Raw genomic sequence first — 22,156 nt, forward strand, 5'->3', positions numbered from 1 at the left:
ACTTTTTGGGTTCACTTCATATGTAAGGAGATTTTCTCATGGGTTATTTACAAATGACAGGTGGGGAATATTTGGCGCTTACTTTATTAATGTTGATAACCCTTCTCCCCTCGTTTTATACACTTTCAAATGTTCGTTCAGTAATTTCAGCTCGATTCCCTCTTCTATCATTCCAAGTGTCTTCTTCACAAAATTCCAATTCAAGCAACCTGATAACCACAATAATGATGATAATCTACCATAATCATGTAAAAAGGTTCAGAGATTCCCTCCAAACCTTTTCACTAATTTCATTACTGATTTCGCTGCGCTTCCTTAAACTCCTCCTTAATTTGATCAAGCGTTCCTTCTTCTGTAATTAACCAGTAAGCAGTGTATGCTAATGCTTTTGCCGATGTAAGTAACGCTTTATCCCCAAGTTCAGAACGGGCTGCTTCTCTAAATTCATTCGTATGGGCGATTAAGTTATCTGGACCAATTTTGATATAAGGATGAATCGTTGGGACAACTTGACTTACATTCCCTGCATCTGTTGAACCGATCCCAAGTCTCTCTTTACGACTTACCTCTTCACCAAGGTTTTCTAATTCCTCAGCAATTACTTCATTAAATGTTTTCGTCACTAATAATTCATCAATTTCATTTTGGAACTGATTAATTTTCACTGTTGTTCCTGTTGCTAATGCAGCTCCCTTTGCAATATTTCGTACTTTTTCAGTTATTTCAATACATCTTTTACGTGTTGCTGCGCGAATGAAAAAGCGTGCTGCTGCATAATCGGGAATAATATTTGGTGCCTTTCCCCCTTCCGTAATGACACCATGAATTTTCACATCTGATGGCAGTTGTTGACGAAGTGCATTAATCCCATTGTAAAGCTGAATGATTGCATCTAACGCATTAATTCCTTCTTCAGGTGACGCAGCCGCATGTGCCGATTTTCCGTAAAAATGAAAATCAAGTGGATCAACTGCTAGTGACGGACTTGTCGTTGCTGTCTTTCCGTTTGGATGAATCATAAGTGCTGCATCGATATTGTTAAACAAACCTGCTTTCACATAGCTTGCCTTTGCACTTCCATTTTCTCCACCTTCTTCTGCTGGTGTTCCAAATACAACAATTTCACCGCCAATTTCTTCGATGATTTCTGCTAATGCGATCGCTGCTGCAACGCTAATTGTTCCAATTAAATTATGACCACACGCATGCCCGAGTCCAGGCAGAGCATCATATTCTGCTAAAAAGGCAATCGCTGGTCCTTGTTTTCCTGAACTTTTCCGCGCGATAAACCCTGTTTCATGTCCTGCGATGTTGTGCTGTAATTGAAACCCTGCACTACCTAATAGTAAGCTTAATGTTCTAGATGCAAAAAATTCTTGATTGCCGATTTCAGGGTTGGCATGTATATCGTGACTTGTTTTTAAGTATTTTTCTTTATTGCTTTCTATATTTTCCGTAATACTATTTCGGTGTGACGTTACTTGTGCTGTTCCCATTTCTCCATTCCTCCTTTAAATTTCCACATAAAAAAGCCTCTTTCTAAAAGATAGAAAGAGGCTTGAAAAATACAGATTCAAAAATGCCTGCTTTCTTATCTTTCAAGTCTTTCACTTGCTGGAATTGGCACAGTATTCATATTGAATCCGCTGCCGAGGTTTCATAGGGCCAGTCCCTCTACCTCTCTTGATAAGAAAATTGTTTTTATTTTCATAAAATTACATTAAATTATTTCCATTCTAGTTTTATTCCAACTAAATGTCAAGGAATTCCGATCCGATTTTACCGAATATCTAAAAATCCTTTTAAAACGCCAATTGTTTCAGGCGCTTGTAATCTTGCACATATATAAGGGAATTCTGGACTTCCTTCAAAGATCATTTGCGATGTTAACGGGGCACCTATCCAAATGATTTCATCATCAATACATACAAATGGAAGTGATTTATTTTGCCTTTGTACTCTCACATTTTTTAATGGAATGGGTCCATCGCTATATATTGTGACTTGCGCCTCTGTCCGCATTAATGCCTGCCATACTCTTTTATCTACTTGTCTTGTACTTGGAAGCGAAATAATAATTTTTTGTTTTGCTGACAGTATGTCTTTTAATAATACTTTCGTTTCTTCCAAATTCATTTGCATAAACCAGCGCAGGCGTTTTGTAATTTTTCGTTCTAACAACGGACGCGAAGTAGTCCGATCATACACATTCCCGTGCCTTTCTAAATGCGCTGTTAAATGTGATAACGCTTGTTTTCTAGAAAGATTTTTCCGCATATATTGACAATCTGACAACTGAATGAACTTCCCTCTTGCCCTCGTTACCGCAACGTTTACAAGGCGATGATTTTTATGATCAAAGAATAACACACCAGGTCTTTCTTGCGGATAACTGTCTACTGTATCAAAAATCATCATGTCTCGTTCAGATCCTTGGAATTTATGCACCGTCGCCGCTAGAATCGGTGTATTTCGATACTTCGTTTTTTGCAGCATTTCTCGTATACATGTTGATAAGAAACGGGACTGCGCGCGATATGGCGTTACCACTCCAATCGATTGAACGCCATCTAATAATCCAATTAAAATCATCTGCATGGCAACTAAGCCAGACATCATATTAAAACGCGAACCAGAAGCTGCATCTTTTAAAGAATAAGCTCCCATCAAACTTGTATCAAACAGAGCTGTCGCTTCATTTGCAAATGGCTGTAATTCTGCTAATTCCTGCCTTGCCGAAACAGAAGGATGATCAAACACTCTATTTTTGTAAATAAATGAGTTTGTAAATTTAGATATATCCGCATGCATACGTCTTTGTTCTTGTAGCATAAATAAATTCGGATGCGCTTCATAACTATTTACCGATTGCACAATCCCCGCATGGTAAAACATATCTTCTCCGAGCCACTTTCTAACGAGCTCATGATTTGCCATCGCAATTGGAGGTAATTGTAAAAAATCACCACAAATGACAACTCTCTTACCAAGAGAAGCAGCTAATGCGATTTGTGGCACGTATGCCATACTCACTTCATCCACAACGACTAAGTCAAATGTTCGTTCATAAACAAGAGAATCAATTGCACATTTCGATAACGTTGCACCAATTACTTGTGCATTTTCAATATATTCTCTTTCTACTTCTTTAATTTTCGCTCTTTGTTTTCTAAGATCTCCTTCAATTTGTTGCATACGCTTTTTATCAGAAGAAGTTGCTTTATACGATAAGATTTTTTGACGAAGATCTTGGCGCATTTCTTCTAAATAAAGCTTTTCTTCTCCCCATGATCCATTCGTCGTCTCCACTAATCTAGAAGCTAGCAACGTATCATGATTCCGTATATGTTCATGTTGACTAAATCCATACCGGACAATTTCTCCCGGTGTCCATTTGTCTTTCTTTTCGATTTGCTTTGTCACTTCACTCATTAATACATCAACTGCCGCATTACTATGAGCAAGTACAAGTACTGATTTTCCTTTTTGATAATGGGCGGAAATAATACGTGATAAGTTATAAGACTTTCCTGTTCCAGGTGGTCCCCAAACATATGTCGTCGGATTATAAAAAGAACGATACGCAAGTTCATTCTTCGGATTTTTCATTTTCTCCACATGCTTTGGTGTACTCTTTCCATCTAAAAGACGTTTTACCCGCTGACGTTTTTGTTTATCTTTTCGTATTTCTTTCAACCGTTCTTGCAACTGCTCTAACAATTGCCACGGTTCACTATATAAAATCGCTTCTCTTATTTCACCTTGTATATAATCATTTAATTTCAGTTCGATTTCTAATCCATGTACAGACAATACTTCCCCTGTTGCTTCTTCACCATCAAATTCAATTCGAATCGGTGTACCATCAGGTAAGCTTACTTCCGAAATAAGCTGAAATACATATACCGTACTTTCATAATCTGTATATAGAAAACGGCCATTTATAATCGATAACTTACTGCCGCCTATCGTTTTCCAATGTTTAATTTCATATGCTAACGCTTGATGCCACTCTTTCATCGTTTCCGTTAATGAAGGAGTTTGCGAAGTTGTATTCATATCATAATCTCCTTCCTTCTCTCCAAACATACTTTCTCACTATATCATAGAACACGATAAAATAAGCAAGATTTATATCTTGCTTATTTTCTTAATTTTCAATATTATGATACGTAAGAAATTTATGGAAAGAAGGAATCAATATGCCAGTAAGAAGAATCGAACACGTCGGAATCATGGTTGCAGACTTAGAAACGTCGATTTCATTTTATGAAGAAATAGTTGGACTAAAACTGATTAAACGTATGGGACATCCAAACCCAAACTTAAAGCTCGCTTTTTTAGGTGTAGAAGGCGCACAAGAAACCATTCTTGAATTAATTGAAGGTTATAATCCTTCTCTTCCGGCAGAAGGAAAAGTACATCATATTTGCTTCAAAGTGGATTCTTTAGAAGATGAGATTGAAAGACTGAAGAAGTTAAAGGTCACTTTTTTGTTAAGTGACGAAATTGAAACATTACCTGATGGAACACGTTATATTTTCTTTGCTGGTCCTGATGGGGAGTGGATTGAATTTTTTGAGACGGAAAGATAATTAGACCTCTTTTTGTTCATAGAAAGGAACATATGCAATGAATCAAGCAAGAATTCAACTAGGACATTTGAATTGTTTATTGTTACAACCTACGCAACAAGATAAAAAAATAACAATTGTTTTATATCATGGATGGGGTTCTAGCATGTATCATCAAACATTTTTAGGTACGATTTTAGCTAACTTTGGATATACAGTCATTGTGCCAGAGATTATCTATCATGATTCACGTGAACCTTTGATAGATTATTTTTCTAAACCGATAATGGAACAATATTTCTGGAAAACCATTTTACATACTGTTAAACATGATATAAATGATTTATTTACTTGTATCTATGAGAGTGAATACTGCTTAGATCATAAAATTGTAGTTCTCGGAAGTTCAATGGGTGGATTTATATCTTCAGGAGCTTTTATGAAGGACTCAAAAATTGATGAACTTATTAATATAAATGGTTCAGGAGCTTGGATGACTTCTGAAGAGATTTTTCAAAAGCAAGGTTCAAATGCCTCAAGTGAAATTCATATGATTAGAAAAATGGATCCTATTGAGTCTATTGAACGTATTCATAATAGACCTATACTATTACTACACGGGGCAAATGATACCGTTATCTTCCCTCTTGGCCAACAAAGACTTTATGAAAAAGTACAATCGCATGATCAAGATACAACCTCTAACATCACATTTGTGCTATACCAAAATATCAATCACTCTATAAGCATTTCAATGATTGAAAAAGTAGTAACTTGGTTAGATGAGCAATTTTTTCATAACTAGTTCAAGATAGACATGCGAAGCTTACAGAAAAACTCAGCACCAAACTAAAGGGTGCTGAGCTTCTTATATATTAGGAAAATAACGAAGTATTCGCATATAACGCCGGTGAACCACCTGAGTGTACAAATAAAATATTATCCTCTTTCTTAAATGTACCTTTACGGATTAAATCAATGAGTCCAGCTACTGCTTTTCCTGTATAGACTGGATCTAGTAAAATCCCTTCTGTTTTTGCTAATAGCTGAACAGCTTCCACCATTTCTGGCGTTGGTAATGCATATCCTGGCCCAACATATTCATCAAAGCATGTTACTGCCTCACGCGGAATAAAGTTTGGAATGCCAACATGTGCTGATGTTTCTTCCACAAGTTTGAATACCTTTTCTTCTTGTTCAGCTTTTCCGCGGCTTACATTGATTCCGATTACCGGGATTCCAGTTTGATTCCCATAAAATCCAGTAATCAAACCAGCATGCATGCCCCCGCTTCCACTTACACAAACAACCGTATTGAAATCTATTCCTTGCTCAAATGATTGCGCCATAATTTCTTGTGCACAAGCAACATATCCCATTGCGCCAGTAGGGTTCGATCCGCCCACTGGAATAACGTATGGCGTATGGCCTTGTTCTGTTACTTCTTTCGCCACTTTTTGCATCTCATCCATAAGGTCTGCTCCGTTTGGCACAACAATAACGTTCTCAGCACCTAATAAATGATATAAGAAGTAATTCCCATTAAAATCTGGTTTCTCTTCTGGTTTAAGGCCTTCTTCTAATACAAGAATACATTTCATTTTCTCTTTTACCGCCGCTGCTAACGTTAATCGGCAATGATTGGACTGAATACCACCAGCCGTAATTAACGTATCTGCGCCTTTTTCTTGTGCATCTGCCACAAGAAACTCTAATTTTCTCGTTTTATTTCCACCTGCCGTTAAGCCAAGTAAATCATCTCTTTTAAAATAAATAGAAGGCCCGCCAAGCACTTCCGAAAAATGGTTTAACTTTTCAATTGGTGTATGTGATTCTGTATATGTCTTTCTAGGGAATTTTGCTAAATTCATACTAACTCTCCTTTTCTATTCACGATATCCTAGCACTCTCTACTTACTGATAACAGCCCCTATATATTCAATGAAAGAAAACTATATGTACTTCAAATCATTTCAGGAAGTTCTCAGAACGAGTGCTTTTCAGGAAACATTTCTCAGTATACTTGATTCATCCACGTAAAGCGACTCTAATGATGCAAAACGGAGTTAAAACTTATTAGATATCACCATTTGTACAAAAACAATTATAACCACCATTTATATCTTTACAAAATAATTTATTTGTGATATAATTTACTTTTATTATTTTTGTGTATATAATAGGATTCTCCTGGCCAGGGGAATCCTATTTTTTGTTCTAAAATGAAGGAGTGTGTTTGTATGAAGAAAGATGAGTCAAGTATAACTTCGTTAATATCAGCTTTTGGCAGAGCCTATCATAGTCAATTTGATACCCCTAAAATCTTTAATGATTATATAGCTAAAGACTTAATTTCAGAAAAAGAATATAACGACATCAAAAAGAATATGGTTCAAGGCATACATTTCTTCAACAAAGATATCGCACAAAAATTCGAGGGAAATACAGATGAAATATTAAAATGGATTACACAAGTACAACTTTCTCCAATAGCCTTATCACGTGCTGCGTATTGCGAAAAAGTATTACTTAATGAAGTGATGTTAGGGTTAAAACAATATGTCATACTTGGTGCCGGGTTAGATACTTTTAGTTTTCGACATCCAGAATTGGAAAACAGCTTAGAAATATTCGAAATTGATCATCCCGCTACACAGGAATTTAAAAAGAAAAGATTGGATGAGGCTAATTTAAAAATCCCAAGTAACCTTCATTTTGTTTCTATGGACTTCACTAAAAAATTGTCTTATCAAAACCTAATAGATGAAGGATTTGATAACAAAAAGACGTTCTTTAGTCTTTTAGGTGTTTCATACTATTTAACGAAAGAGGAAGTTTCAAGTTTAATAGATTATGTATTCACCAAGGTTCCACGAGGAAGTTCGATTGTTTTTGATTATGCAGACGAAAAACTATTCGAAGCAAAAGGAACCTCTAATAGAGTTGAAAATATGGTAAAAATAGCTTCAATAGGCGGAGAACCAATGAAATCATGTTTTTCTTACTTTGAAATCGAGAAGATGTTAGAAAAGTCCGGTTTATTAATTTATGAACACCTATCACCGGCTCAAATTCACGACCTTCATTTTAAGAATCGAAACGATTACTTATCTGCCTTTGAAACGATTCATTACATTCACGTTGTAAAACAATAGAACACATCGAAGATACACATTGCTCTTCAACCTGAAAAAAGCTTATTGCAGACTCTAATTCTGTATGGAACGGATACATTGAATCATCGAAATAACCAAGAATGAAAATGCCCCTTGATGAAAGGGGCTATTTTTTTATTCTTGAGAATGTACGTCCTGTTAATATGACAGAAACTTAGGGACTTTTGCAGAATGAATAAAAGGACTTTCACTTTGAAAAGAGAAATACTACATTACTATCGATTCATGAGGAGGATTCATTTTGAGCAATCGAGTTTTTAACCATACTAAGGCAATTCATAACATAATAGATGAACAATTTTCTGGAGCTATTTCCATCAAGGATAACCATGGAGTCCTATTTGAATCCGCATTTGGTTATGCAAACAGGGCTGATCAAAAGTTGAATACTGTTCATACACGCTTTGGAATCGCATCTGGCTGTAAGTTGTTTACAGCTGTTGCGATTTGCCAACTCGTTGAAAAAGGTTTCCTATCATTTGAAACTCGTCTTGAAGATTGTTTGAACATACAATTTCCGCATTTTAACAAGGAGATAACCATTCATCACCTTTTGACTCACAGTTCTGGAATACCGGACTATTTTAATGAACAAGTCATGGAGAACTTTGAAGACCTTTGGAAACAAACACCTATGTATCTCTTGAATGACGCAAAGGATTTTCTTCCTTTATTTCAAAATGGAGAGATGATGTTTCAACCTGGTGAAAAATTCCACTACAATAATGCTGGATTTATTGTTTTAGGTTTAATTGTGGAACAACAATCAGGACTGTCTTTTACCGACTATATTGAAGCAAATCTCTTCCAGCGATGCGGAATGAATGATTCAGGATATTTCCCTTTAGATCGACTCCCTAAAAACACTGCCTATGGGTACATAGACAATAAAGATGGAACATGGAGGACAAATACCTACTCGATTCCAATAAAAGGTGGAGCTGATGGAGGTGCTTTTATCACACCATCAGATATGATCAAATTTTGGGAGGCATTGTTTCATCATCAACTTTTAAGTAAAGAATGCACAGAAACACTTTTACATTCACAAATACATGTGAAAGATGGGGTAGATTATGGATATGGACTTTGGATCACGAAAAGTGAAGAATCTATAATGAAGTATCATGTAATGGGATATGACCCTGGCGTAAGCTTCCATTCTGCTTTTTATCCTAAATCAGGAATCATGGCAGCAATCCTTTCAAATAAAAGTTCTGGGGCCTTTGAAGTAATGAAGGGAATTGAAGAAATTTTCGAGATATAGTTAAACTTTTTTATCAAGGCAATTCGTATCAATTTGAATAAACCGAGGAATTCAAGTCTCCCTGTTTTGTATCGCCAGACAGCGATTATAGAACAAAAGAAAAAGGGGGATACATCATATATATGATGTATCCCCCTTTTTCTTTATGGATTTTTACGATTTAGGTCTTGACCATTGTGTGTTTTCGTTCAAAAACTGGTTAACCAACTTGGTATTGTTGAATTAACTTCATCTTATAACTTTTGAATGTGTGTATCCTTAAAACCGGTTTTATATTTAAGACCATATCCAAACATTCGATCCATCCCAATATGAGCTGTCCATATGAGACCAATCATAAGAATCGTATCTAATTTAAAAAACACTCCTATCATAATAAGTAATATGGATACGATATAAGTATGAAACAGGTTATAAATCTGCGCACCAATCCGATTATTGATAAGATATGCGAACATTGAAATGTCCGGTGCGAAAAGCAATACGAAAAATAGCAACCAGCTAAAATCACATAACGCATAGATATAAATTGTCGCTATTAAAACAATAAGGCCTTCCATATGTATGATTTTCTTTTTCTATATTTTTCCTCCCTTCTAACTATTAGTTTCTATGAGGTACAAGTTATTACTACTTTCCATCATGTTTTTGACATAATAATCAATTGTATTTCAAATTCCCTTCATTTAGTCCATATAACTCTGGCAATACAAACCAACCATCTTTTCTAATTAATACATCATCAAACCAAATTTCACCGCCTCCATAATCCGGTCTTTGAATATTTACTAAATCCCAATGAATTGCTGATTTATTCCCATTATCTGCACCTTGTAATGAATCTCCAATCGCTAAATGAAAACTACCATTTATTTTCTCATCAAACAGGGTATTATTCATGGGGTGTAATATATAAGGGTTAAACGCTAATGCAAATTCACCTATGTATCTTGCACCTTCATCCGTATCAAGTATTTGATTGATTCGTTCCACGCTGTTTGCCCGCGCTTCTACTATTTTCCCATTTTTAATTTTCAAAGTGATATCATGAAACGCAAACCCTTGATGAACAGAAACCGTATTAAACGTTATTACACCATTCACAGACTCTTTAACAGGTGCTGTATAAACTTCACCATCAGGTATATTATCTATTCCATCCCCTTTTAGGACACCAATTCCTTTTATTGAAAAATGTAAATCCGTACCTTCCCCCATAATTTTGACTTGATCCGTTTTTTCCATTAATTCTTTCAATGGTTCCATTGCTTTAGACATTTTATTGTAATCTAGTGTGCAAACATCGTAGTAAAATTTTTCATATGACTCTGTACTCATATTCGCTTCTTGTGCTGCCGAAGCGTTTGGAATTCTCGTTGTAACCCACCTTGTTTTATAAACAGCTTCACTTTGTGCTTTTCCAAATATCCTCTGATACATTTTCAATTTATCTAGAGGTACATCAGCTAATTCATAGGCATTTCGGGGACTACGTAGGTTAATGTAAACCTGCATCTTACTTAAACGATAGCACCCCCAATCTGCAAACATTTTATATTGTTCTTCAGACCCCGATAAAATCAATTGGCGCGTAACAGATACATCACGCATTGATACATGCGCATATCCACCCGCCTTTTCAACAGTTTTCACAATTTCCCGAACGACTAAAGGATCAACTTCCGTAACACTTTGAATCAATACATGATCACCAGGTTGCACTTTAGTAGAATGATTGACTAATATATCTGCTAACTTTGACAAACGGCTGTCCATAAACTGTTCCTCCTACCCTTAAAGTGACAGAATAATATAATTATTATAACATTTAATTCCAAAAAGCATCTAAACAAAAAAAGCACAGGAATCTCTCCCTGCGCTTTCTCCTATCATACTTACACTAACTTTCCATCTCTAAGCGTTAAGATACGATCACATACATCGAGCATTCTCTCATCATGCGTAATCATAATCGCTGCTTTTTGACTTTCTTTCACTTCTCGTTTCATCATTTCGACAACTTCGCGTCCGCGTTTTGAATCAAGGCTTGCTGTTGGTTCATCTGCTAATATTAAATCTGGATTATTCATGAAAGCACGAGCAATTGCAACCCTTTGTTTTTCACCGCCAGATAGTTGATTTGGGTAATGATTTTTTCTCTGAGATAATCCAAAAGCTGCTAACAAATGATCCGCACGCTTTTCAGATTCTTTTTTGTCTTCTTTCTTTAACTTTGCAATATAAAGTAGTTGTTCTTTCACATTTAAATAGGGAACAAGATTTGCAAACTGAAAAATGAATCCGATTTTTCTTAAACGAATATCTGTCATTTCCTTTTCTGATAAACTTGTAATATTTTGTTCTCGAATATAAATGTTTCCTTTTGATGGCGATAATAACGCTCCCGCAATCGATAGTAGTGTACTTTTCCCTGATCCAGAGGGGCCAACAATTCCGATAAACTCTCCCGCCTTCACATCAAGTGAGATTGGATGAAGAGCTGTTACTTCTGTATTTCCTTCGCCGTATACTTTACTTACTTCCTCTAATTTTAATAATGAAGTCATTACATGCCACCTCCAATTGCTTCTAGTGCATCAACTTTTAATACTTGATATAAAGAAATAAGTGTTCCTAATATACTAATGACAATAAAGATTCCTGCATATTGACCAATCATTGCTGTCGTTAATAAGAACGGCATGCCTTCCGGTAAAATCTTTTGCAGTCCTTCTACAAGTACAATACTGATCCCCATTGCAACAACCGATAAGAATAACGCTTGCACAACTAAACTATTTGCTAAATACGAATTTTTCGTTCCAATTGCTTTTAGTACACCTAATTGCTGCGTTTTTTGTAGTGTAATCACATAGAAGAATACACCGATTAATAAAGCTGCAATGACAAGCAAGAATGCAATAATCATTGTTAATGTTCCTTGTTCTTCTTTAAAACCCGGAATGCTTTGAAGAACTTCTTTTTTCTCGATTACATGTGCATTTTTTACTTCCTTATCCGTACGAAGTGCAATTGCGCTATAATCCTTTTGGTTTGGCTGCGCGATTTCTCCCCATACATCTTGATTCACATACACAACAGGTGTGTGACTAAACATTTGATCTTTCGTAAAACCAACGATTTTAAATTCTTTTTTAGAAACTGGATCGATAATTGTATCTCCAATGTCTATCCCTTTTTCTTTAATTGACTCGTCAGCAACCATTTCATCTTGCGCAGTTCCTAATGCATTTCCTTGTACAATCTTTGGTTCTAAGAACGTGTCACGCTCGCTTGCAAAAATTGCAATATCAACTTTTTTTGAACTATCCTTTTTCTCATACGTAGATACTTTCACACGAAATGGCACAGCATCTTTTTCATCTACTTGCCCCACTACATCATCTACATCGTCTTGCTTAATTTGTGAACGGAGTAATTTATTTTCCGCATCATCCGCTAATACAAATTTTGTTGCATCCATATTTTGAATCGATGATGCATTATCATACGACAGACCATTTGCTAATCCAGAAATCACAAGGACTAAAAATGATAATAAAACCATAATGAGTCCGATTAATCCATATCTTAATTTTGATTGTTTTAATTCACGCAGAGCTAAAAACATTTCGCTCGCTCCTTCCTATCTCTTTCTATGTACTCATCTTAAAAGAGAAATATGAACGGAATATGAACAAAAGATTACAGAAAAAAATTCCAAACAAATCACTTGGAAGAATTAACTCCGTCACACGTAGCATGAGTACAATCGCGATGCCCCTTCATGAAGTTATAAAATTAGGACCGTACATATTAGACATATCTAAAATGTACGGTCCTTTTATTTACTAGTGATTCACTTATCTAACCTAAAGATAAGTATGTGGTCCTTTTACAATTTGAATTTCTGTTTAAGCTTCTTATATTTTCTATATGAACGTCTAACAATGTTTAACATGAAATACGGTATTTTAACAGGGAAAGGCAATTTATAAATGAAAGGCAAGTAAAGTGTAAAATATGCCTTTTCTAGGTCTCTCCACTTACTATCTTCTTTTGTTTTTAAAAAATCAGATACATCGACTACATATCCCCTTCCATTTTCCATCATCACATTTTTCCCGTGAACATCATAAGGAGTTAATCCTTGTTCCCTTGCATACTCTAAAGCTTCATTGATATCAAGGATTACCTGCTTAGGAATTTTAATCCCCTTATGAACAGCATCGTATAAGGTAATTTCTTTTAAACGTTTCAATACTATGAAATTTTCTCCTTTATATATAAGCTTCGAATAAGAAGGATGATTTCCGATTCTTCGGTATACTTCTGACTCTTTTTCAATTCCTTCTCCTTCTCGCGCATAAACTTTCACTACCCAATCTTTGTATTCTTTGTGCATAAATACTGCGGCATAATTACCTGTCCCTAAACACTTCCAAAGTCTAGGAATATCTTTAACTACTACAGGCTCAAATTCATCCTCACTTCTTATGCTTACCTCTTTTAATAATTCGTTCTTTATCAATCTCACAAAACTATTTATACTCATCATTTCCACTCCGGTTTTACTAAAAGGGGGCCCTCTCCATGTCCATCAACTTAAAAATTTTATAACACCCCAAAACAAAAAAATGTACATTTTCACATGAAGATGTCAACTTTCTCGTTTTGGGGTATTTGTATTTCTTAGCTTGATAGCGATGTGGCGTCACCCCTATATTGTAAAACATTTCGATTTTTCCTTGCATTAAAATTCTTTATATATTTCGATAAACTTTTTCATTCGAATGATTCAGATACACGATCTGAACGCTTTTGTATTTTCGCTTATTCAATTAAAGCTCCCTTTTGCTTCGTAAATGTAGGCAATATCGTTTTTAGCTCCATTAAATCATTTATTACCAAGTCAGCCTGTACAAGTTCATCTTCTTGTGCAAAATCAAAATTACAGCCAATTGCAATTAAACCATTATCTTTCGCTGCATTTATATCGGATAGGCGATCTCCAACTACCGCTGCCTTTTTTATATCATATTTTTGTATAATTGTTTTAACTAAATCACCTTTATTAAGCGTTTGGATTTGCTCAATACTACATGTTTCAGTAACCCAATGATTCAAATTATAATAACTCACGATTGCTTGTAAATATTCTGTTAGACCATTACTCGCTATGTAAATGGAACAATTATTCTCTTTTAAATAACTGAACACTTCCTTTACATAAGGATATAAGGCCCCTTTCCCACTTCTTATATTCTCAACTAATCTTTCCAGAAAATAAGCATCCGTTTGTTCTCTTATTTCGCTAGAATGATTAGGTAACAAAGCTTCCCAAACTTTTGGCAAAGGTGCACCCATTATCTCACGGTATTTATCGATAGGAGTTGCTGCATCCCATAAATTGAGTGATCGTAAATGGTTATACGTATCATCAAGTGATAGTTCTAAAATTTTTTCTGTTTGGAATAAAGTTCCATCCATATCAAAAATCAGTGCTTGTAACATTTCTTTCTCCCCTTTTATCATCGCTAAATAACTTCTAAATTTTAACATGAAATTACAGGAATTTTTCCTCTTTTTAAAATATTACTTAAATATTATCAACAAAAAAGCATATCCACTCATATATGAATGGATATGCTTTTTATTATCTAGAATGTTTCTCCCCGAAAACGGAACTACCTATTTCAAATCAGCTCTTCTCATCATTTCGGAATTTCAATCCGAAACGTCGTACCTTCACCTTTCTTACCCTCCACTGAAATGATCCCATGGTGCAGTTCAACAATTTTATGTACAATAGATAAACCTAAGCCACTTCCTTCTATATTGCGAGCCCTTGCTGTATCCACTTTATAAAAATTCATCATTGAATGAAATGTATTGAATACAGGTCCTGAGCTCCATTAACAACTTCTATAATAAGGTTGAATATACCCTAATTGTATTCCTTTTGTTACAGCTTCTAATGCGGATGAAACATCCAACTTATTAAATATATGTTGAATGTGGTTTGATATTGTGCGCTCACTAGCATACAACATAGTCGCAATTTCTTTACGCTTATATCCTCCACATAATAGCTGTAAAATTTGTTTTTCACTATCCGTTAATTCTTCAACATAGTCCGTGGACATTGGAAAATAATAACCGCCTTCCTTTATCTTAATTAAAATTTCCAGCAACCTATCTGGCATAACATTTTTATTAATAAAACCACTTACACCAATTTTTTGAGCTTCATATCGGTAAACAGGTAAATCATAACCTGTTAATATCACTACTTTCGTTTCATATTTACTATCTAAAATACTTTTTGCTATTTCTAAACCGTCTTCACTACTGATATTGCTTAAATTTATATCTACTAAAATAATGTCTGGCTGAAACTCTTTCATGATTGTGATAACATTTTCAACATTTTGTAATGAATAGAATTTATCTATTTCAGGGTAATCTTCTAAAGCTATCTCCAAACTTTTTGAAAACAAAGCGTGATCATCTATTAATAAAATATTGATAGGAATCATCTCCTTTCATAGGGATAACAATACTAATACACAAACCAGAAGGCTTACATTCTGAAATTGTCATGTTACCATTTAACAAAAATAGTTGTTCTTTAATGGAATTCAATCCTCTATGTTCATTTGGAATAGGATGCTTCTCCTTTCCCATACCCACCCCATTATCTTTTATGATAAGTTCTATGTTGTTATTTTCTTGTACCAAACTCAAAACTAACTGAGAGCATTCAGAATGTTTGAATGCATTTGTTACCAATTCTTTTAAAATTCGGTATATAACAAGATTATACGGTTCAACTAAGAATAAATTGTCATTACAATTAAAAGATATATCAATGTTTTTCATTCCGTATTTTTGCTGTATCATCTCAAGCAAATTGCTATAATTCTTTTTTAATGTGTGTGTCTTTAATAATGTTGGATGGTATTCTTGCATTTGTGTACGTATAGACCGGTTTAAGTTATCCAATGTTTTTACTATCATTTCATGAATTTCTTCTTTGTTAGATTTATTCATCATATTTTTAACTGCTAATATATCTTGCAATATTTCATCATGCAGATAATTAGAAAACTGACTTTTCAATTTCTCCTCTTTAGCTATCTGCAGCAAATTGTGAACATAAGAGCTTTCCGGCACAGCTCTGTGTTCTTCTGTATCCACATTTACAATCCTATTTTTTACGTCTTGAAATAATAGAGTAAAATAAAGCAGAACAAACCAAAAGATCGTATGTATAATGATAAAATAGGTAATCATATTAAATCTAAACAGCATCCCAAGGGAACTCATAAAAACAATACAACATAAAAACATGAATATCATTTTTTCTTCTTTTAAAAGAAAATATTGCTTTATAAATAGATGGCTTTTAAAAGCAATGGCATGAATACTAAATAAAGGTAATAGGATCACGATATACCACCCTACATTACTTAAATATTCAGGGTTTCTTGCAAACAACAGGGCATACACAATAAAGAGAATGATAAGAATCGTAACGGATTTAAGTAAATGTTTTTTTTCGCTTGTAAAGATAAATTTAATTCGTTTTCGATGTTTCAAAAATAGAAAAATAATACAAATAAAACTAAAAATCCATTGACATGAAAATAAAATGGCAAATAGTTCTTCGTTTAATACTTTCGCAACCAGCGTCAATACACATATAACCTTTAAAATCCAGTCAGTTTCTTTTTTATAAACATAAATAGAATCTTGGAAAAAGAACAAAAGCAAAAATTGTACTGTCTTATACAGAATGACTACACTAAGTAATATACTTAATGTATAAGAAATTTGACTCCCATTAAGTGTAAGTAAAAATTGCCATGAAGCAAAAAGGAGCAATTTGGAGAATTTTGATAACGTGTTATTTTCTTTTATGTTTACAAAACTAATATACGCCCCATATATGACCATTAGCGTTATAAGCGTTAGTGGAAGTAACTTTTCTGTTCCTGCAATATTCCCTCGCAAAAATTCATAACATAAAAAAATAATCATACAAAGTTGATTCATTAAAATAACAATTTGTTTTTGCTCATAGTACTTTTTCATAGATTCACTTACCTTTACTAGATTACATACAGATAAAGCTGATGCTTGTTTATTATCATCAGCTTTATCTGTAAATTTTTACTTTTTCTCGTTAAATATAATTTTATAGCAAGCTCTTTTTGTTAACAAATAATAAATGATATAAACTACTGTAAAAATAGTTACTGCAAAAAGAATCGGTAATATAAAGGCGCTGCTTTTTCCTAATAAATCGTCCATTAAAGCCGTTTTGTATGCTACCACTGCGAAAATACTATGTGCTAGCCCTAACATATAAGGGATGCTAAATAACGTAAAGATTTCTTTTTTTATTATCTTTTTGATTTTTTTCTTGCTATATCCCATTCTTTGTAAAATTGTAAATTCATTTTTATTTGATATCATACTCGAAAGATTATGGAAATAAAGTATGCTACCTGTTGCAATAAAAAAGATGATCGTAACAAAACTAATGAGTAGAAATGTTGAGCTGTTTTGCTGGATAATATAATCATTTTTTTGGTAACTACTTGTAAAATAACTGTTATCTTTAAATAGTAGCGCTAGATTTTCATAGACCTGTTTGTTATCTCTCATATCTATTCCGTTCATACTCATCATAGTCTTTTCTGGAAGCCCTAATTCTTTTATTTCTTTATAAAGTTTGTCAGAAATAATAAGGGTCCCTACACTATTGGCAAATCCAATTGGATTAAGTAATGTAGTCTCTTTTACTTTTACATCCACACTATTTGTAGATGTTACGTTTAAAGTGTATGTATTCCCTTTATCTAACTTTTCTTTATCAGGCCTATATTTCACTAAAATACTTTCGTATTGAGCTAAATTCTCGAATTCTACATTTTTCCCTTGAAAAGTTATTAGCTCCCTGTAATCTGACTCAGAAATAAGATCAAATCCATGTTCTTTCTTTGCACTATATTCTTTAGGCAAATTTTCGGAAGAGGATGTTCCTTGAATAATGATTGTTTCTTTGTAATTCATGTTTTCTTTTCCAACAGTATCTTGCACAATTTTAATAGCTTTAATAACCAATTCTTTATCTTCTACTGGAAACTCAATAGCTGACGGTACAATACGTTCTGTAGCAGCAACTGGATAGTAAAGTGTCAGTATAGTGGCGCCAAATATAGCCAAAGTTCCTGCTGCTAATAAAGTTAACAAAATTAAAGTTTTTGCCTTCGAACGGATTTTAAATATAAAGTTCGGGATGATAATAATATTCGATTCCTTATAAAACCAGTGTTTCTTTTTCTTCAATTTTTGAATAGCAAAAGGTAAAAAGGAGTGAATAAAGAAGATTGTCCCTAATACTACACTTAACATTGTTACAAGTGCGATTGGTGAAAATCCTATCGTTTTCCACAATGATTCGATTCCTCTTGTAATATCAATAGCTAAGAAATATCCTGCCAAAATCAAGAATAATCCTAATAGCGATAAAGTTATATTAACTTTCACCTGTCTTTCTTCTTTTTTCTCTAAACGCACCAAATTAAGTAAAGAACTTTTTCGAAGGATGATCCAGTTTGAAAAGAACAAGACAGTCAAAACAGCAAATATAAAAATAAAAGTAAATCGTACCGAATCAAGATTCATTAATGGCACTTCAGAAGTATTAATGTTTAATTTTAGTACTCTAACTATCACCTCTATAATTCCTTTATGAGCAACTGCCCCCAGCACGATACCCACAATTAGAGCGGTAAAACAAATTATTATATTTTCAAAGGTTAGTAATTTTACCATGGTTGACTTTCGATAGCCCAAGAGTGAATAAATTCCTAACTCTTTCATTCTTTTTTTCATAAAGAAAGTATTGGAGTATGACATATAGAATAGTACAAATGCCATAACAAAGATTGCTACCGTTCTCGCCATTGTTTCTACTCTACCATCAGATGAAATCTTCTCCATAATAATATCGTTCATGGAAAAAGAAATAAAAGCGAAAAATACCATTAAAACAAATGCTACTGAAATGAAATAGAATGAATAAAAGGAAAAGTTATTCTTCAGATTCTTTTTTGCTATTGTTAATAAGCCCATCGTCATGCCTTCCTTTCACACTCTTAGTAATATCGATTTTCATCAATTTTTGAGATTTCCTTTAATATCTCTTCAAAAAATTCTTTTTTTCCCTTGTCGTTTCTTTTTAATTCTTTCAAAATACTCCCATCCTTAAATATTAGAATTCTACTTGAGAAACTTGCTGCATAAGCATCATGGGTTACCATCAAAATAGTTGTATGAAGATCCTCATTAACCTCTCTTAACTTTTGAAGTAGCTCTGTTGCAGCGTTTGAATCTAATGCGCCAGTTGGTTCATCTGCAAATAATATACTTGGCTGTTTCGCAATTGCTCTTGCTGCCGCAACCCTCTGCTTTTGTCCTCCAGAAAGTTGACTAGGGTACTTTGATAATTGTTCGAATATGCCAAAGCGCTTTGATAAGCTTTCTATAGTCGATTCAACTTCATTTGGAGATTTATTTAACAGAGTAAGTGGCACGGCAATATTTTCCTTGACCGTTAAACTATCGAGTAAAAAATACTCTTGAAAAATAAAGCCTAAATGATCCTTCCTAAAATCCGCAGATTCGTTATGATTAAGTGCTTTAAGATTGACTCCATTGATTAAAATATCTCCATCTGTCGGTGTATCAATAGTTGATAGTATATTTAATAAAGTTGTCTTTCCAGATCCTGAAGCCCCCATAATCCCAATAAACTCACCTGATTCAATATCAAAAGATACTTGATTCAGTCCAGGTAATTGATTCTTATTGTAAATTTTCGTAACATTCTTTGCAGATAATAGTGTATTCATCCTATTTGCCCCTTCCACTTTATTGATATATTCATTTTATTCTTCAATATATAAAGAAGCATGAGTAAAAAACGCAATCTTCCACCTACGTTCGCATCACTTTACGCTATAAAAAAAGGGCTGATTTAAAGATTCTCTCTTTAAATCAGCCCTTCTCATCATTTCGGAATTTCAATCCGAAACGTCGTACCTTCACCTTTCTTACTCTCCACTGAAATTATCCCATGGTGCAGTTCAACAATTTTATGTACAATAGATAAACCTAAGCCACTTCCTTCTATATTGCGGGCCCTTGCTGTATCCACTTTATAAAACCGATCAAAAATGCGATTTATCTCTTCTTGCTCCATACCAATCCCGCTATCTGAAATAGAAATTTCTACGCTATTTTCTAGCTCTCTAGCAGCAAACTCAATCGTTCCGCCTTGATCTGTAAACTTAATACTATTCGTAAATAGATTTGCCCACACTTGGTGAAGTAAGTTCTCATCACCTGTTATATTCATGTTTGGCACGTCAAATTCAACTGCTATATCTTTCTCGCGCCACTTCCATTCCAACATAAAAACGACATCTTTTATTTGTTTTTGCAAATGAAACTCTTTCACTTGAAGAACCGTTTCTTCTTTATCAAGAGAAGCGAGTGTAAGTAACTGTTTACACAAACTAGACATTCGCTTACTTTCTCCCTCAATAATTTGCAAATAATGTTTTCGTTCCTCTTCTGTCACGTTTTCAGACTGTAATGTTTTCGAAAAACCTTGAATAGAGGAAAGCGGCGACTGAAATTCATGAGACACGTTGGAAACAAACTCTTGTCTCATTTCGTCTAACTCTTTTATACTTTTTGTCATTTTTTTAAAACTCATAGCTAATGTTCCAATTTCATCTTTTCGTCCTTCTTCTAACTCAATATCATATTCGCCACTTGCAATCTTTTGCGTCGCTTTTGTAAATGTTTGAATCGGTCGAATGATATAACGTGCTGCAATAGCGATAAAAACGATACTTAATACAACAATAAATCCTAACAACACCGCTAAGAAAATCCTCATTTCACCGAATTGCTGCTGAATATCAGGACGAATAAATAAAGCATATTGCTTATCGCCATGCTTCAGCGGAACACCAACACTATTAATTAATTCATTATCAAAAAATCCTGTTATAAATAAACGCGTTGGATACGTAGATACACCGTTATATGTTTTCCCTTGCAATACTTCCTCAATTGTTGCATCGCTAATTTTCGTTTTCCGAAAAGCATTTCCAATCCGTTTCCCATGTTTTTGGTCATCTACTACATAAATCTCATACCCTAATTTTGCGATGGACTGCAAATATTCTTCCTTCGTTTCTTCACTTTGTTTTTCATACAAATCCTTTATTTCCTCTGCATAACGTAAAATCTTTTCGCTATTATACGGTTTTAATTTCACTTGATAATAAACATTTGTTAATAAAAAACCAATGATACTGCTAAGTAACATAATCCCAATCGTAATCAATACAAATCTAGAATAAAGTGATTTCATTTTATTTCAACTCCAACTTATAACCAAGTCCACGTACCGTTTTAATTTGAAAATCATCTGTTCGCTTCGAAAAACGATCACGAAGACGTTTAATATGAACATCAACCGTACGTTCATCCCCTTCAAAGTCAATGCCCCAAACAAGTTCGATTAGTTCTTCCCTTGAAAAGGTTCTACCAGGATAACCTGCCAGTTGTGATAACAATTCAAATTCCTTTAAAGGAAGTAAAATCGTTTGATCGTTACATTTCACCTCAAAGCTTTTTCGGTCAATTGTTGTTCCGTGCAGTGTAATGACGTCCGCACTCAGCATTTGATACCGGCGAAGTAAAGCTTTCATACGGAAAATCACTTCTGCTGGCTCAAATGGTTTTACAATATAATCATCCGTTCCAGAAACAAATCCTTTTTCTTTGTCCACCAATTGATCTTTTGCAGTTAATAAAATAACAGGTATATCATGATACTTTCTAATTTCTTCGCATAACGTATAGCCATCCACAAACGGCATCATAATATCGACAAGAGCAAGGTGAATATTTTCCTTTTCTAATATAGACTGCGCAACTTTTCCATCCTCAGCCTCAAAAACTTTATACCCTTCTTTTTGTAAGTGGTAATGTAATAATTCTCTAATGTGCTTATCATCATCCGCTAATAAAATATGTATCATAGTCGT

General features: G+C 34.1%; 19 protein-coding genes, 2 pseudogenes and 1 riboswitch. Of the genes and pseudogenes, 4 read left to right on the forward strand and 17 right to left on the reverse strand.

Translation table 11 applies throughout. The annotated features are described in order from the left end of the window. Positions 1 to 78: 78 nt before the first annotated feature. The 3 genes and pseudogenes from CN373_RS25865 to CN373_RS15730 form a co-directional block, all read right to left on the reverse strand. Positions 79 to 249, reverse strand: a pseudogene (locus CN373_RS25865) (aminoglycoside phosphotransferase family protein); the annotation flags it as partial. A gap of 44 nt (positions 250 to 293) precedes the next feature. After that, positions 294 to 1,496 (reverse strand): M20 family metallopeptidase, encoded by a 1,203-nt coding sequence (locus CN373_RS15725; protein ID WP_098359679.1) that lies wholly within the window; start codon positions 1,494 to 1,496, stop codon positions 294 to 296. 92 nt (positions 1,497 to 1,588) lie between these two features. Then, a riboswitch (SAM riboswitch) is annotated at positions 1,589 to 1,693 on the reverse strand. 86 nt (positions 1,694 to 1,779) lie between these two features. After that, the gene (locus tag CN373_RS15730) at positions 1,780 to 4,089 is read right to left on the reverse strand and encodes an AAA domain-containing protein (RefSeq protein ID WP_111901889.1); all 2,310 of its coding nucleotides are present in this window, start codon (positions 4,087 to 4,089) and stop codon (positions 1,780 to 1,782) included. 113 nt (positions 4,090 to 4,202) lie between these two features. Between CN373_RS15730 and CN373_RS15735 the strand changes: the two genes are divergently transcribed. Next, entirely contained in the window at positions 4,203 to 4,595 is a 393-nt protein-coding gene (locus CN373_RS15735) for a VOC family protein (RefSeq protein ID WP_001145262.1), read from the forward strand. A 37-nt stretch (positions 4,596 to 4,632) separates the two neighbouring features. After that, positions 4,633 to 5,379, forward strand: a complete 747-nt coding sequence (locus CN373_RS15740) for an alpha/beta hydrolase family protein (RefSeq protein ID WP_098359681.1) — start codon at positions 4,633 to 4,635, stop codon at positions 5,377 to 5,379. Between the two features lie 70 nt (positions 5,380 to 5,449). Here the strand turns inward: CN373_RS15740 and CN373_RS15745 are convergent, their stop codons facing one another. After that, positions 5,450 to 6,445, reverse strand: coding sequence for a D-cysteine desulfhydrase (locus tag CN373_RS15745; protein ID WP_098359682.1), 996 nt, complete (start codon positions 6,443 to 6,445; stop codon positions 5,450 to 5,452). A gap of 369 nt (positions 6,446 to 6,814) precedes the next feature. Here CN373_RS15745 and CN373_RS15750 point away from each other — a divergent pair, with 369 nt between their 5' ends. After that, positions 6,815 to 7,729 (forward strand): class I SAM-dependent methyltransferase, encoded by a 915-nt coding sequence (locus CN373_RS15750; RefSeq protein ID WP_000710709.1) that lies wholly within the window; start codon positions 6,815 to 6,817, stop codon positions 7,727 to 7,729. 262 nt (positions 7,730 to 7,991) lie between these two features. After that, positions 7,992 to 9,017 (forward strand): serine hydrolase domain-containing protein, encoded by a 1,026-nt coding sequence (locus CN373_RS15755; RefSeq protein ID WP_000071278.1) that lies wholly within the window; start codon positions 7,992 to 7,994, stop codon positions 9,015 to 9,017. Between the two features lie 233 nt (positions 9,018 to 9,250). On the opposite strand, the gene CN373_RS15760 is transcribed toward CN373_RS15755, so the two are convergent. From CN373_RS15760 to CN373_RS15820, 13 genes and pseudogenes are all read right to left on the reverse strand, one after another. Then, positions 9,251 to 9,586, reverse strand: coding sequence for a DUF4260 domain-containing protein (locus CN373_RS15760; protein ID WP_276307609.1), 336 nt, complete (start codon positions 9,584 to 9,586; stop codon positions 9,251 to 9,253). 91 nt (positions 9,587 to 9,677) lie between these two features. Beyond that, on the reverse strand, positions 9,678 to 10,793 hold the full coding sequence (locus CN373_RS15765) for an aminopeptidase (protein WP_000378345.1): 1,116 nt from the start codon (positions 10,791 to 10,793) through the stop codon (positions 9,678 to 9,680). 119 nt (positions 10,794 to 10,912) lie between these two features. Beyond that, complete coding sequence (locus CN373_RS15770; RefSeq protein ID WP_000202617.1) at positions 10,913 to 11,584, reverse strand: ABC transporter ATP-binding protein; 672 nt, start codon at positions 11,582 to 11,584, stop codon at positions 10,913 to 10,915. Then, positions 11,584 to 12,648 carry an ABC transporter permease gene (locus CN373_RS15775; RefSeq protein ID WP_000477726.1) on the reverse strand — a complete coding sequence of 355 codons (1,065 nt, stop codon included), beginning with the start codon at positions 12,646 to 12,648 and terminating at the stop codon, positions 11,584 to 11,586. Before CN373_RS15775 ends, CN373_RS15770 begins: the two co-directional genes overlap by 1 nt. A gap of 264 nt (positions 12,649 to 12,912) precedes the next feature. Next, entirely contained in the window at positions 12,913 to 13,572 is a 660-nt protein-coding gene (locus tag CN373_RS15780; protein WP_098359684.1) for a serine/threonine protein kinase, read from the reverse strand. Between the two features lie 278 nt (positions 13,573 to 13,850). Then, the gene (locus tag CN373_RS15785; RefSeq protein WP_053329721.1) at positions 13,851 to 14,531 is read right to left on the reverse strand and encodes an HAD family hydrolase; all 681 of its coding nucleotides are present in this window, start codon (positions 14,529 to 14,531) and stop codon (positions 13,851 to 13,853) included. A gap of 200 nt (positions 14,532 to 14,731) precedes the next feature. Next, positions 14,732 to 14,887 (reverse strand): annotated as a pseudogene (locus CN373_RS15790) (ATP-binding protein); the annotation flags it as partial. Positions 14,888 to 14,932: 45 nt separating this feature from the next. Continuing rightward, entirely contained in the window at positions 14,933 to 15,556 is a 624-nt protein-coding gene (locus CN373_RS15795; protein ID WP_000612315.1) for a response regulator transcription factor, read from the reverse strand. Then, a complete protein-coding gene (locus CN373_RS15800; protein ID WP_000761145.1) occupies positions 15,525 to 17,114 on the reverse strand; it encodes an ATP-binding protein in 1,590 nt (529 codons plus the stop codon). Before CN373_RS15800 ends, CN373_RS15795 begins: the two co-directional genes overlap by 32 nt. Before the next feature lie 78 nt (positions 17,115 to 17,192). After that, positions 17,193 to 19,163: an FtsX-like permease family protein gene (locus CN373_RS15805; RefSeq protein ID WP_098359685.1), complete on the reverse strand. Its 1,971-nt coding sequence runs from the start codon at positions 19,161 to 19,163 to the stop codon at positions 17,193 to 17,195. Positions 19,164 to 19,186: 23 nt separating this feature from the next. Beyond that, complete coding sequence (locus tag CN373_RS15810) at positions 19,187 to 19,942, reverse strand: ABC transporter ATP-binding protein (protein WP_098359686.1); 756 nt, start codon at positions 19,940 to 19,942, stop codon at positions 19,187 to 19,189. 158 nt (positions 19,943 to 20,100) lie between these two features. Further along, on the reverse strand, positions 20,101 to 21,477 hold the full coding sequence (locus CN373_RS15815) for a sensor histidine kinase (protein ID WP_098359687.1): 1,377 nt from the start codon (positions 21,475 to 21,477) through the stop codon (positions 20,101 to 20,103). Position 21,478: 1 nt separating this feature from the next. Next, positions 21,479 to 22,150 (reverse strand): response regulator transcription factor, encoded by a 672-nt coding sequence (locus CN373_RS15820; protein WP_000581349.1) that lies wholly within the window; start codon positions 22,148 to 22,150, stop codon positions 21,479 to 21,481. Positions 22,151 to 22,156: the final 6 nt, after the last annotated feature.

Source organism: Bacillus cereus (genome assembly GCF_002561295.1).
In the GTDB taxonomy this organism is placed as follows: domain Bacteria; phylum Bacillota; class Bacilli; order Bacillales; family Bacillaceae_G; genus Bacillus_A; species Bacillus_A cereus_S.